Genomic DNA, 11731 nt, shown 5'->3' with positions numbered 1-11731 from the left:
CTAGCCTGCCCGGGCTACGGCATTTCGCGTACGACGGCCTCGAGGGAGAGGAGCGGCATGGCCCAGCGGATGGGGCACCTGGTCGGGAGCATCCCGGCGCCGGACGCGGAGTCGGCCATGCGGCTGGCCCTCGACGCGCTCGGCCCGTCGCTGCAGACCCTCACCGACGGAGAGACGGGGGAGCGGCGCAACTGGATCGTCTCCGTGATCGAGGAGCTGCGGGACCACCCGGACCTCGAGGTCGCGCGCGACGGGGACTTCTCCGACTACGACCGCATCCCGCGCCTGCGCGTCCGCAAGGGCCGCAAGCTCTACGGGGCCACCTTGGACTTCGGCCACGTGGCGGCGGTCGAGCAGAGCTGGCCGGTCTTCTCCCGGCTTCGGACGGAGTACGCCCGCCCGGGCCTGTCGTTCCAGGTGGGCGTCCCGGGCGACTTCGACATGGCGGCCTTCACCCTCGGCCCGCGGGAGGGGCTGCGGCACCGGCGGGCGTTCACCGAGGCCACGCTCGCCGAGATCGGGCGCGTCTTCGCGGCGCACGGGCGGGACGTCGTGTTCCAGATCGAGGCCCCGGCCGAGCTGGTGCAGCTGGCCCGGGTGCCGGAGCCGCTGGCGCCGGCCGCCGCGCGCGTGCTCGCCCGGGGGGTGCTCGACCTCGCCGCCGGAGCGCCGGAGGGGGCCCGCTTCGGGGTCCATCTCTGCCTGGGCGACATGAACCACCGGGCGCTCGGGCGGATGCAGGACGCGGCTCCCCTCGTCCACCTCGCGAACGCCATCGCTCGCGGCTGGCCGGCCGGCCGGGCGCTGGAGTTCGTCCACGCGCCGTTCACGGGCGGGGAGGACCCGCCGCCCACGGAGCCGGCGTTCTACGCGCCGCTCGAGCGGCTCCGGCTGCCGACGACCACGCGGTTCGTGGCCGGCTTCGCCCACGAGGGGCAGGGCTTCGCCGAGCAGCTCGAGGTCCTCCGGCTCATCGAGGAGCGCGTCGACCGCCCCGTGGGGGTGTCCAACCCCTGCGGGCTCGGCCGCCGCTCCCCGTCGGCCGGACGCGCGGCGATGGAGCGCATCGCCGAGCTCTGCGCGGCCTAGGGGACGGCCGCCGACGCCGGGACGGCCGCGACCGCGGGCCGGCGCGGCTCCGGGAGCTCGGCCGCCCGTACGCGCAGGGCCAGCACGAGCCGGACGGCGGCCACCACGGTGACTCCCGCCCCGAGCATGTGCAGCGCGACCAGGACCTCGGGGAGCCCGGTGAAGAACTGCACGAACCCGACGACGCCCTGGGCCAGCTCGACGCCGAGGAGCACGACCGCCGCCCGGCGCGCCTGCGCGGGCGCGTTCACCGCGGCCAGCGCGAAGACCATCGCCAGGGTCAGCCCGACCATCAGGAAGACGCCGTCGGCGTGCAGCTGGCTCATCCGGTCCGGGTCCAGCCCCGTCCGCTTCGCGTCGAGGTCGCCCGCGTGCGGCCCGCTGCCGGTGACCACGGTGCCGAGGTAGAGCACGACCGCCGTGAGCCCGAGGATCGCCAACCCGAGCCGGTGCAGCATCGGGTGCACGACCAGCCGGGCCGGCCCGTCGCCCTCGCCGGTGCGCTGCACGAGCAGCGTGGCGAGCCCCACGAGCACCATCGACAGCAGGAAGTGCAGCATCACGACCCACGGGTTGAGCTTCGTGAGGACCGTGATGCCGCCGATGACCGCTTGCAGCGGGATGCCGAGGAAGAGCGCCATCGCGATGCGCACCGGCCCACTCCGCCGGGGACGGGCGCGTACGGCCGCCACCAGCGTCGCGATGGCGACGGCCGCCAGGACGAAGGTGAGCAGCCGGTTGCCGAACTCGATCGCACCGTGGATGCCCAGCTCGCCGTGCGTGACGTACGACTCCTCGCCGCACTTGGGCCATGTCGGGCACCCGAGGCCGCTGGCGGTGAGCCGGACCGCGCCGCCGGTGACCACGATGACGACGTTGGCGACCACGGACGCCCACGCGAGCAGCCGGACCGTCCGCCACGTGGGGCGGCTCGCGATCAGCGAGGGGACACGGCGGCGCACGTCGGGCAGGTCGGGCACGTGCACCAGGGTAAGGCGCGGCGAGCGGCCCCAGCAGCGCGCGGCGGCGTCGGGAGGATCACTCCCAGCGGAAGAACCGGGCGGCGAGGGCTCCCGCGCCTGCTGCCCAGGCGAGCAGCACGAGAAGGTCCTTGGCGGGCAGGGCCGCCCCGTGCTCCAGGACCGCCCGCAGCCCCTCGGACAGGGCCGCGAGCGGGAGCAGCTCGAAGACCCGCGCGGCGCCTGCGGGGTAGTCCGACAACGGGACCACCACGCCGCCGGAGAGCAGGAGCAGGACCCACACCAGGTTGGCGCCGGCGAGGGTCGCCTCGGCGCGCAGCGTCCCCGCCATGAGCAGGGCCAGCGCGGTGAACGCCGCCGACGCCGCGGCCAGCAGGGCCACGACCGCGAGCGGGCTGCCGTGCGGGTGCCAGCCGAGCAGCAATGCCGTGCCGCCGAGCAGGGCGACCTGGATCGCCTCGACCGCGAGCACGGCGAGCGCCTTGGCCGCCAGCAGGCCCCAGCGCGGCAGCGGCGTGGACCCGAGCCGCTTGAGGACGGCGTAGCGGCGCTCGAACCCGGTCGCGATCGCCTGTCCGGTGAACGCGATGGACATCACGGCGAGGGCCAGCACGCCGGGGGTGACGGCGTCGATGCGCCGCGTCCCTGCGTCGACGTCAACCACGTCGACGGTCGCGCCGACGACCAGCAGGAGCGCCGGGATGACCAGCGTGAGGAGCAGCTGCTCGCCGTTGCGCAGCACCATCTTGAGCTCGAAGGCGGCCTGGGCCAGCACCATCCGGTGAGCCGGAGCGGCCCCCGGCCGGGGCGTGAACGCCGCCGCCGCGTCGGTCAGCGGCGCCGTCGCCGCCGAGGGGACGGCCGTCACGCGCGCAGCTCCCTGCCGGTCACGTCGAGGAACACGTCCTCCAGTGTGCGGCGTCCCACCGTCAGACCCTCCGGCATCACTCCGTGCGCCGCGCACCACGCCGTGACGGTCGCGAGCGTCTGCGGGGTCATCGGGCCCGCCACCCGGTAGCGGCCGGGCAGCGCCTCGGCGGCCGTCGTGCCCTCGGGCAGCGCGAGCAGCAGCTCGGAGAGCTCGAGGCCGGGCCGCGCGTCGAAGGTCAGCGCCTCCTCCGGGCCCTTGGCCGTCAGCTCGGCGGGGGTGCCCGCGGCGACGACGCGTCCGGCGTCGATGACGTAGACCATGTCGGCCAGCCGCTCGGCCTCGTCGAGCAGGTGGGTCGTGAGCACGACCGTCACCCCGGCGGCGCGCAGGTCGTTGACCAGGTCCCACGTCGCGTGCCGCGCCTGCGGGTCCAGGCCCGCGGTGGGCTCGTCGAGGAACACCAGCTCGGGGCGCCCGATGACCGCGAGCGCGAGCGCGAGGCGCTGCTGCTGGCCGCCCGAGAGCCGCCGGTAGGGCGTACCCAGCGAAGGGCCGAGGCCGAGGCGCTCGACGAGCAGCTCGGGGGCGATGGGGTGGGCGTGCAGCGCGGCCGCGTGGCGCAGGACCTCGAGCGGGCGCACGGCGTTCGGCACTCCGCCGCCCTGCAGCATGACCCCCACCCGGGGCCGCAGTGCGCGGGCTTCGCGCACCGGGTCGAGCCCGAGCACGCGGACCCGCCCGGAGTCCGGGCGCCGGTAGCCCTCGCAGGTCTCGATCGTCGTCGTCTTGCCGGCGCCGTTGGGCCCCAGCACCGCGGTCACGGACGCGGGCTCGACGCGCAGGCTGAGCCCGTCGACGGCGCGCACCTGGCCCCTCCCCTTGACGCCGTACGCCTTGACGAGGTCGGTGACCTCGACGGCGGCGGGGGAGTGCACGCATCAGATGTTAGGTGCCGGTACGGGTGCGGAGCGATCGGAGCACCGGTTAGGGCAGCCTTCCGTGACGAGGGCCACCGGTCGCGGAGTCGGCACCGGGAAGGGATTTACGCCACACTTGTGTTGTGCAAAGCGTGGCCGATACTCCGGAGAGCCCTGCCCCTGTGCAGCAGCAGCTCGCTGCGGGGCACCAGGGGCCGGACTCGCGCACCCGCGACCGGGTGGCCAGGGCGATCCTCGAGGGCGGGCCGACCACGGCCGTCGCGCTCGCCGACCAGCTGGGGCTGACGCCCACGGCGGTCCGGCGCCACCTCGACGCCCTCGTGGACAGCGGCCGTGTCGAGGCCCGCGAGCAGCGCGTCGCCGGGCCGCGGCGGCGCGGTCGGCCGGCGAAGGAGTTCGCGCTCACGACGAGCGGGCACGCCGCGATGACGACGGCCTACGACGACCTGGCCGCGTCGGCGCTGCGCTTCCTCGGCGCGACGGGCGGCGAGCAGGCCGTCGAGGCGTTCGCGCGTTCGCGTGCCGCGGAGATCGAGTCCCGCTACTCTTCCGCGGTCGAGGCGGCCGGGCCCTCCGCCGAGGAACGGCTGCGGGCGCTGGCCGACGCGCTGTCGGCGGACGGCTACGCCGCCAGCGTCCACTCCGGGCCCGCCGGGGGCGCCCAGCTCTGCCAGGGCCACTGCCCGGTGCAGAGCGTCGCCGCGCAGTTCCCCCAGCTCTGCGACGCCGAGGCCGAGTCCTTCGCCCGCCTGGTCGGCGCCCCCGCGCGCCGGCTCTCCACGCTCGCCCACGGTGAGCACGTCTGCACGACGCACGTCAGCAGCTCCAGCCCCGGCTCCCACCACCGTGGGCGCCCGCAGTCAGAAGCAGCATCACGCACCACCGCTCCGTCAGGAGGGACGTCCCGATGACCCAGACCGCCCACCCCGAGCTCGAGGGCCTCGGCCGTTACGAGTACGGCTGGGCCGACCCGGACGCGGCCGGCGCCGTGGCCCGGCGCGGCCTGAACGAGGACGTCGTACGCGACATCTCGGCCCGCAAGAACGAGCCCGAGTGGATGCTGCAGGCGCGCCTCAAGGGCCTGCGCCTGTTCGGCAAGAAGCCGATGCCCGACTGGGGCTCGGACCTCGGCGGCATCGACTTCGACAACATCAAGTACTTCGTCAAGTCGACCGAGAAGCAGGCCGCCTCGTGGGAGGAGCTCCCCGAGGACATCAAGGCGACGTACGACCGCCTCGGCATCCCGGAGGCGGAGAAGCAGCGCCTCGTGGCGGGCGTGGCGGCGCAGTACGAGTCCGAGGTCGTCTACCACAAGATCCGTGAGGACCTCGAGGAGCAGGGCGTCATCTTCCTCGACACCGACACGGCGCTGAAGGAGCACCCCGAGCTCTTCAAGGAGTACTTCGGCTCGGTCATCCCGACCGGCGACAACAAGTTCTCCGCGCTCAACACGGCGGTGTGGTCCGGCGGCTCGTTCATCTACGTGCCGAAGGGCGTCCACGTCGAGATCCCGCTGCAGGCCTACTTCCGGATCAACACCGAGAACATGGGCCAGTTCGAGCGCACGCTGATCATCGTCGACGAGGACGCCTACGTGCACTACGTCGAGGGCTGCACCGCGCCGATCTACTCCAGCGACTCGCTGCACTCGGCCGTCGTCGAGATCATCGTGAAGAAGGGCGCTCGCTGCCGCTACACGACGATCCAGAACTGGTCCAACAACGTCTACAACCTCGTCACGAAGCGCGCCGTGTGCCACGAGGGCGCGACGATGGAGTGGATCGACGGCAACCTCGGCTCCAAGGTCACGATGAAGTACCCCGCGGTCTGGCTCGTCGGTGAGCACGCCAAGGGCGAGACCCTCTCGGTGGCCTTCGCGGGCGAGGGCCAGCACCAGGACGCCGGCTCGAAGATGGTCCACGCGGCGCCGCACACCTCCAGCTCGATCGTCTCCAAGTCCGTCGCGCGCGGGGGCGGCCGCACGTCCTACCGCGGCCTGGTCCAGGTCCTCGAGGGCGCGCACCACAGCAAGAGCACGGTCCGCTGCGACGCGCTGCTGGTCGACACGATCAGCCGCTCGGACACCTACCCCTACGTCGACGTCCGCGAGGACGACGTGCAGATGGGGCACGAGGCCACGGTCTCGAAGGTCAGCGAGGACCAGCTCTTCTACCTCATGTCCCGCGGCATGAGCGAGGAAGAGGCCATGGCCATGATCGTGCGCGGCTTCATCGAGCCGATCGCGCGCGAGCTGCCCATGGAGTACGCGCTTGAGCTCAACCGGCTCATCGAGCTGCAGATGGAGGGCGCGGTCGGATGACCGACTCGAACACCAACGTCTCTCCGGCCCTGGAGGAGTCGCTCCAGACGAGCGCGGCGGCGGCCGCGATCCTGCGCCCGGAGGAGGGGGCGGCCCCCGTCTCCGGGGTGGCCGTCAAGGAGCACTCGCACGGCGGTGGCGCGATCGCGATCGACGACCGCAACCGGGCTGACCGGCCCGCGTCGTTCGACCCGGACGACTTCGGCACGCTCACCGGCCGCGAGGAGGACTGGCGCTTCACACCGCTGGACCGCCTGCGCGGGCTGCAGGGCGATGCGCCGGCCGACAGCGAGGCCAAGGTCGAGGTCGACGCCGCCCCCGAGGCGCGTGTCGAGGTCGTGGGCCGTGGCGACGAGCGCCTCGGCCGCGCCGGCAAGCCCGGCGACCGGGTCGCCGCGCGGGCGTGGGCGGGCTTCGAGCAGGCCACGGTCGTCTCGTTCCCGGCCGAGGCGGTCGCCTCGCGCCCGACCTACCTCACCGTGCACGGGCAGGGCGGCACCGCGTTCGGCCACACCCTGGTCGAGCTCGGGCCGTTCGCCCAGGCGACCGTCGTCCTCGACCACCGGGGGACGGGGGCCTACGCCGCGGGGCTCGAGGTGCTCGTCAGCGACAGCGCGCAGCTCACGCTCGTCACGGTCCAGGACTGGGACGACGACGCGGTGCACCTGACCCAGCACAGCATCCGGCTCGGCCGCGACGCGACGCTGAAGCACCTGGTCGTCACGCTCGGCGGCGACGTCGTCCGCGTCACCCCGCAGGTCGCCTTCGACGCGCCCGGCGGCGACGTCGAGCTGCTCGGCCTCTACTTCGCCGACGCGGGCCAGCACCAGGAGCACCGGCTCTTCGTCGACCACGCCGTGCCGAACTGCCGCAGCAACGTCCTCTACAAGGGCGCGCTGCAGGGCGACGCGGCGCATACCGTCTGGGTCGGCGACGTGCTGATCCGCGCGGCGGCCGAGGGCACCGACACGTACGAGCTCAACCGCAACCTCGTCCTCACCGACGGCGCGCGGGCCGACTCCGTGCCGAACCTCGAGATCGAGACCGGCGAGATCGAGGGCGCCGGCCACGCCAGCGCCACCGGCCGCTTCGACGACGAGCAGCTCTTCTACCTGCAGGCCCGCGGCATCCCGGAGATCGAGGCCCGTCGCCTGGTCGTGCTCGGCTTCTTCGCCGAGCTCGTGCAGCGCGTGCGCGTCCCCGAGCTGCAGGAGCGCCTGCTCGGCTCGATCGAGGCCGAGCTGGCGTCCGCGTACGCCCCTGCCGCCGAGGAGCAGGAAGCATGAGCTCGCGGGTCTGCGCCTTGAGCGACCTGGAGATCGACGAGCCGAAGCGGTTCGTGGTCGACGACGTCGCCGTGGCGCTGGTCCGGACGGAGGAGGGCGTGTTCGCCATCTCCGACACGTGCAGCCACGCCAACGTGCCGCTCTCGCAGGGTGAGGTCGAGGACTGCCGGATCGAGTGCTGGCTGCACGGGTCGATGTTCGACCTGCGCACCGGCGAGCCGTCCGGCCTGCCCGCGACGAAGCCCGTCCCCGTCTACCCCGTGACTCTCGACGGCGACGACGTGCTCGTCTCCGTCGACGTCGCGCTCAACGAAGCCAGCTGAGGAGCCTTTCCAGATGTCCACGCTCGAGGTCCGCGACCTCCACGTCACCGTCGACACCGGCGAGACGGGCGCCAAGCAGATCCTGCGCGGGGTCGACCTCACGATCCGCTCCGGCGAGACGCACGCGATCATGGGGCCGAACGGCTCCGGCAAGTCGACGCTGGCCTACTCCATCGCCGGCCACCCGAAGTACACCGTCACCGGCGGCACGGTCACGCTCGACGGCGAGGACGTCCTCGCGATGAGCGTCGACGAGCGCGCGCGGGCCGGGCTCTTCCTCGCCATGCAGTACCCCGTCGAGGTCCCGGGCGTCTCCGTCTCGAACTTCCTGCGGACCGCGGCGACCGCGGTCCGCGGCCAGGCGCCGTCGCTGCGCACCTGGGTCAAGGAGGTCCGCGAGGCGATGGACCGGCTCGGCATCGACCCGGCCTTCGCCGAGCGCAACGTCAACGAGGGGTTCTCCGGCGGCGAGAAGAAGCGCCACGAGATCCTCCAGCTCGAGCTGCTCAAGCCGAAGATGGCGGTCCTCGACGAGACCGACTCGGGGCTCGACATCGACGCGCTCAAGGTCGTCAGCGAGGGCGTCAACCGCGTCCGCGCGACCGGGGAGACGGGCGTCCTGCTCATCACCCACTACACGCGCATCCTGCGCTACATCCAGCCGGACTTCGTCCACGTGTTCGTCGAGGGGCGCGTCGTCGAGGAGGGCGGCAAGGAGCTCGCCGACCGGCTCGAGGCCGAGGGCTACGAGCGGTACGTGAAGAAGGCTTCGTGACGCCTTCCGCGGTCAGCGCGTCGGCGGCGGCGACCTCCGTGCCGCCGCTCGACGTCGCCGCCGTGCGCGCGGACTTCCCCGTCCTCGCGCGCACCGTGCACGAGGGCAAGCCGCTGGTCTACCTGGACAGCGCGGCCACTTCGCAGAAGCCGCGGCAGGTGCTCCAGGCGATGGACAGCTACTACGAGCTGCACAACGCCAACGTCCACCGCGGCGTGCACGCGCTGGCCGAGGAGGCGACCGCCCTCTACGAGGGGGCGCGCGACAAGGTCGCCGCCTTTCTCGGCGCGGCGCGCGAGGAGGTCGTGTTCACCAAGAACTCGACCGAGGCGCTCAACCTGGTGGCCAACGTCCTGGCCTGGGGCGCCGGCCCCTACCTCGTCGGCCCCGGTGACGAGGTGCTCGTCACCGAGATGGAGCACCACTCCAACATCGTCCCCTGGCAGCTGCTCTGCGAGCGGACGGGCGCGACGCTGCGCTGGATCGGCATCACCGACGACGGCCGGCTCGACCTGTCCCGGCTGGACGAGCTGCTCACCGAGCGCACCAAGGTCGTGTCGCTCGTGCACGTGTCGAACATCCTCGGCACCGTCAACCCGGTCGCGCAGATCGCTGCCCGCGCAAAGGCGGTGTCCGGCGCGCTGGTCGTCGTCGACGCCTCGCAGGCGGTCCCGCAGCTGCCCTACGACGTGGCGGCGCTCGCGCAGGCCGGCGTCGACCTCGTGGCGTTCACCGGGCACAAGATGCTCGGCCCGACCGGCATCGGCGTGCTCTGGGGGCGCCGGGAGGTGCTCGAGGAGCTGCCGCCCTTCCTCGGCGGTGGCGAGATGATCTCCGTCGTCACGATGGCGGGATCGACGTACGCCGCCCTCCCGCACAAGTTCGAGGCAGGCACGCCGCCGATCGCCGAGGCGGTCGGCCTCGGCGCGGCCGTGGACTACCTCACCGGGCTCGGGATGGAGCGCGTCGCCGCGCACGAGCAGGCGCTCACGGCGTACGCCCTCGAGCGGCTGTCGGAGGTCGACGGGCTGCGAGTCATCGGGCCGGCCACGCCGGTCGACCGCGGGGGAGCGGTCTCGTTCGTGCTGGACACGGCCCGCGGACCGGTCCACTCCCACGACGTCGGACAGGTGCTCGACGCCCAGGGTGTGGCCGTCCGGGTGGGCAACCACTGTGCCCGGCCCGTCTGCGACCGCTTCGGCGTGCCCGCGACGACGCGGGCCTCGTTCTACGTCTACTCGACGACGGACGAGGTGGACGCGCTGGTCGCGGGGCTGGCCAAGGTCAAGGAGTGGTTCGGGTGAGCGTCGAGGCGCTGTACCAGGAGATCATCCTCGACCACTACCGCAACCCGCGCCGCAAGGGGCTGCGCGACCCGTTCACGACCGAGGCCCACCACGTCAACCCGACCTGCGGCGACGAGGTGACCCTGCGGGTCCGTGTCTCGGGCGGCGGGGACGCGGCCGTCATCGAGGACGTGAGCTACTCGGGCGAGGGCTGCTCGATCAGCCAGGCGTCGACGTCCGTGCTGACCGAGCTGCTGACCGGCCGCTCCGTGGCCGAGGGCATGCAAGTGGCGGACGCCTTCCTGGCCCTCATGCAAGGGACGGGAGCGGGCGACGAGGACGTGCTCGGGGACGGCGTCGCCTTCGCGGGCGTCGCGCGCTACCCGGCCCGGGTGAAGTGCGCCCTCCTCGGATGGATGGCGTGGAAGGACGCGACGGCGCGCGCTGTTGCTAGTGGGGCGGACGACAAGCAGGAGGCAGTGCGATGACCGATCAGCTCACCCAGCCGGAGCCCGCGGGTGACCTCGCGACGGTGGACGAGGTCGAGGAGGCCATGCGCGACGTCGTCGACCCGGAGCTCGGCATCAACGTCGTCGACCTCGGGCTCGTCTACGGCATCACCGTGGACGACCGGTCGCGTACGGCAGTGCTCGACATGACGCTCACCTCCGCCGCGTGCCCGCTCACGGACGTGATCGAGGACCAGACGCGGTCGGTGCTGCACGGCCTGGTCGACGACGTCCGGATCAACTGGGTCTGGATGCCGCCGTGGGGCCCGGACAAGATCACCGACGACGGCCGCGACCAGTTGCGCGCGCTGGGGTTCAACGTCTGACGCTTGGTGGGCGTGAGCAGCTGCGCGCGCTGTGGTTCAACGTCCGACGTGTGGCGGGCGTGAGCAGCTGCGCGCTCGAGGGGTTCGCGTCTGACAGTCGGCGGGCCCTGCGGGGACGCGTATCTACGCGGGCGCTTCGGCGTCGCGCCCTTCGGCCCCCCGCTGCGGTCACGTCCGGACGGGTAGCCCTCGCCGCGGCCCGGCCAACGGGCCGTGCTCCGTCCCGCCGCCCAGCGCATGCTGCGGCCACCGGGTGGCACGTGCGGACGGCCCGGCCCCAGGGGGAAGAGACCTGGGTCGGCAGAGGCGTCGGCTCGAGACCACCCCCGGCCGGGACGCGGGCGTCTCGCGGGTCGTGACGCCCTCGAGTGGAGGCGCGCGCCGGCCAGAGCCGGGGTTTGCGCAGCAGGCCCGCGTCCGCTACAGTTGATCCTCGCCCCGCCGGGCAGTGGACACGCGAGTGGCCCTGCGGTTGGGGACGACGGGACCACTGCTCGGCTCAGCCGGTGCGAAGCGTCCGTCACAACATTCTGCGGAAATGGCTGCTGCCGGCATCGGGTACGGTGTGGCGCCGCGTGGGCATTGTCCCGTCGCGGGAGTTGTTTCCTCGGGTGGATGAGGGCCGCGAGGCGCGAATCCACTGCGGAAGGGCTGCTACAGTTTCTTCTGCAAGGACCGGAACGGCCGCGGAAGTGGCCGGGTCGGGCCGGGCGGGAGGGTCTGATAAAGTCTCTTCCGCAGGGCAAGGAAAGACGATGGTGAAAGGCCGGTTGGCCTGGAGCCGGGGCCGAGAAAGTCTGGTAGGCTTTCGGAGCGAGGTCGGGGCGGGTCGCCGGTGGGTGGCTTGGTCCGGGTGGACGGAAGCGGCTTGGCTGGGGCTTGTGGGTCCTGGGTGGGTGTGCGTTCGTTTCTTGAGAACTCAACAGCGTGCTTGAGGATGGATGCCATATGTTTGGCCCTGTCACTCATGTCCTATGGTCTTCGGACCCTGGGGGTGGGGATGGGTTTCTTTGAGATCGACGGGTTGC

At 72.7% G+C, this 11731-nt stretch carries 12 protein-coding genes; 9 read left to right on the top strand and 3 right to left on the bottom strand.

Going from position 1 to position 11731, the window contains the following annotated elements:
• The first annotated feature begins 57 nt into the window (after positions 1-57).
• Positions 58-1089: a hypothetical protein gene (locus G9H71_RS00060; RefSeq protein ID WP_166276118.1), complete on the top strand. Its 1032-nt coding sequence runs from the start codon at positions 58-60 to the stop codon at positions 1087-1089.
• Here the strand turns inward: G9H71_RS00060 and G9H71_RS00055 are convergent.
• The 3 genes from G9H71_RS00055 to G9H71_RS00045 all read right to left on the bottom strand — a co-directional run bounded on the left by G9H71_RS00055 (position 1086) and on the right by G9H71_RS00045 (position 3875).
• Positions 1086-2051, bottom strand: coding sequence for a COX15/CtaA family protein (locus G9H71_RS00055; protein ID WP_166278733.1), 966 nt, complete (start codon positions 2049-2051; stop codon positions 1086-1088). The two genes, G9H71_RS00060 and G9H71_RS00055, sit on opposite strands and share 4 nt — an antisense overlap.
• Before the next feature lie 76 nt (positions 2052-2127).
• The gene (locus G9H71_RS00050; RefSeq protein ID WP_166278730.1) at positions 2128-2847 is read right to left on the bottom strand and encodes an ABC transporter permease; all 720 of its coding nucleotides are present in this window, start codon (positions 2845-2847) and stop codon (positions 2128-2130) included.
• Between the two features lie 86 nt (positions 2848-2933).
• Positions 2934-3875 (bottom strand): ABC transporter ATP-binding protein, encoded by a 942-nt coding sequence (locus G9H71_RS00045; RefSeq protein WP_166276115.1) that lies wholly within the window; start codon positions 3873-3875, stop codon positions 2934-2936.
• 164 nt (positions 3876-4039) lie between these two features.
• On the opposite strand from G9H71_RS00045, the gene G9H71_RS00040 reads away from it, so the two are divergent.
• Genes G9H71_RS00040 through G9H71_RS00005 form a run of 8 tightly spaced genes read left to right on the top strand, consistent with a single transcriptional unit; the run spans position 4040 to position 10703 of the window.
• On the top strand, positions 4040-4789 hold the full coding sequence (locus tag G9H71_RS00040; RefSeq protein ID WP_166276112.1) for a helix-turn-helix transcriptional regulator: 750 nt from the start codon (positions 4040-4042) through the stop codon (positions 4787-4789).
• A complete protein-coding gene (sufB, locus tag G9H71_RS00035; protein WP_166276109.1) occupies positions 4786-6198 on the top strand; it encodes a Fe-S cluster assembly protein SufB in 1413 nt (470 codons plus the stop codon). Before G9H71_RS00040 ends, sufB begins: the two co-directional genes overlap by 4 nt.
• Complete coding sequence (gene sufD / locus G9H71_RS00030) at positions 6195-7484, top strand: Fe-S cluster assembly protein SufD (RefSeq protein WP_166276106.1); 1290 nt, start codon at positions 6195-6197, stop codon at positions 7482-7484. The genes sufB and sufD overlap by 4 nt, the downstream gene beginning before the upstream one ends.
• Positions 7481-7807: a non-heme iron oxygenase ferredoxin subunit gene (locus tag G9H71_RS00025; RefSeq protein ID WP_166276103.1), complete on the top strand. Its 327-nt coding sequence runs from the start codon at positions 7481-7483 to the stop codon at positions 7805-7807. The genes sufD and G9H71_RS00025 overlap by 4 nt, the downstream gene beginning before the upstream one ends.
• A 13-nt stretch (positions 7808-7820) precedes the next feature.
• Positions 7821-8582 carry a Fe-S cluster assembly ATPase SufC gene (gene sufC / locus G9H71_RS00020; RefSeq protein ID WP_166276100.1) on the top strand — a complete coding sequence of 254 codons (762 nt, stop codon included), beginning with the start codon at positions 7821-7823 and terminating at the stop codon, positions 8580-8582.
• Positions 8579-9886 carry a cysteine desulfurase gene (locus G9H71_RS00015; protein ID WP_166276097.1) on the top strand — a complete coding sequence of 436 codons (1308 nt, stop codon included), beginning with the start codon at positions 8579-8581 and terminating at the stop codon, positions 9884-9886. Before sufC ends, G9H71_RS00015 begins: the two co-directional genes overlap by 4 nt.
• A complete protein-coding gene (gene sufU, locus G9H71_RS00010) occupies positions 9883-10356 on the top strand; it encodes a Fe-S cluster assembly sulfur transfer protein SufU (RefSeq protein ID WP_166276094.1) in 474 nt (157 codons plus the stop codon). Before G9H71_RS00015 ends, sufU begins: the two co-directional genes overlap by 4 nt.
• Positions 10353-10703 (top strand): metal-sulfur cluster assembly factor, encoded by a 351-nt coding sequence (locus G9H71_RS00005; protein ID WP_166276091.1) that lies wholly within the window; start codon positions 10353-10355, stop codon positions 10701-10703. The genes sufU and G9H71_RS00005 overlap by 4 nt, the downstream gene beginning before the upstream one ends.
• Positions 10704-11731 lie beyond the last annotated feature (1028 nt).

The sequence above is a fragment of the Motilibacter deserti genome, from assembly GCF_011250635.1.
In the GTDB taxonomy this organism is placed as follows: Bacteria; Actinomycetota; Actinomycetes; order Motilibacterales; family Motilibacteraceae; genus Motilibacter_A; species Motilibacter_A deserti.
This window is presented reverse-complemented; position numbering and strand designations above follow the sequence as displayed.

Coding starts and splice junctions, on each gene's coding strand:
- G9H71_RS00060 (WP_166276118.1), top strand. CDS start 58: ATGGCCCAGCGGATGGGGCACCTGGTCGGGAGCATCCCGGCGCCGGAC.
- G9H71_RS00050 (WP_166278730.1), bottom strand. CDS start 2,847: ATGGTGCTGGCCCAGGCCGCCTTCGAGCTCAAGATGGTGCTGCGCAAC.
- sufB (WP_166276109.1), top strand. CDS start 4,786: ATGACCCAGACCGCCCACCCCGAGCTCGAGGGCCTCGGCCGTTACGAG.
- sufD (WP_166276106.1), top strand. CDS start 6,195: ATGACCGACTCGAACACCAACGTCTCTCCGGCCCTGGAGGAGTCGCTC.
- G9H71_RS00025 (WP_166276103.1), top strand. CDS start 7,481: ATGAGCTCGCGGGTCTGCGCCTTGAGCGACCTGGAGATCGACGAGCCG.
- sufC (WP_166276100.1), top strand. CDS start 7,821: ATGTCCACGCTCGAGGTCCGCGACCTCCACGTCACCGTCGACACCGGC.
- G9H71_RS00005 (WP_166276091.1), top strand. CDS start 10,353: ATGACCGATCAGCTCACCCAGCCGGAGCCCGCGGGTGACCTCGCGACG.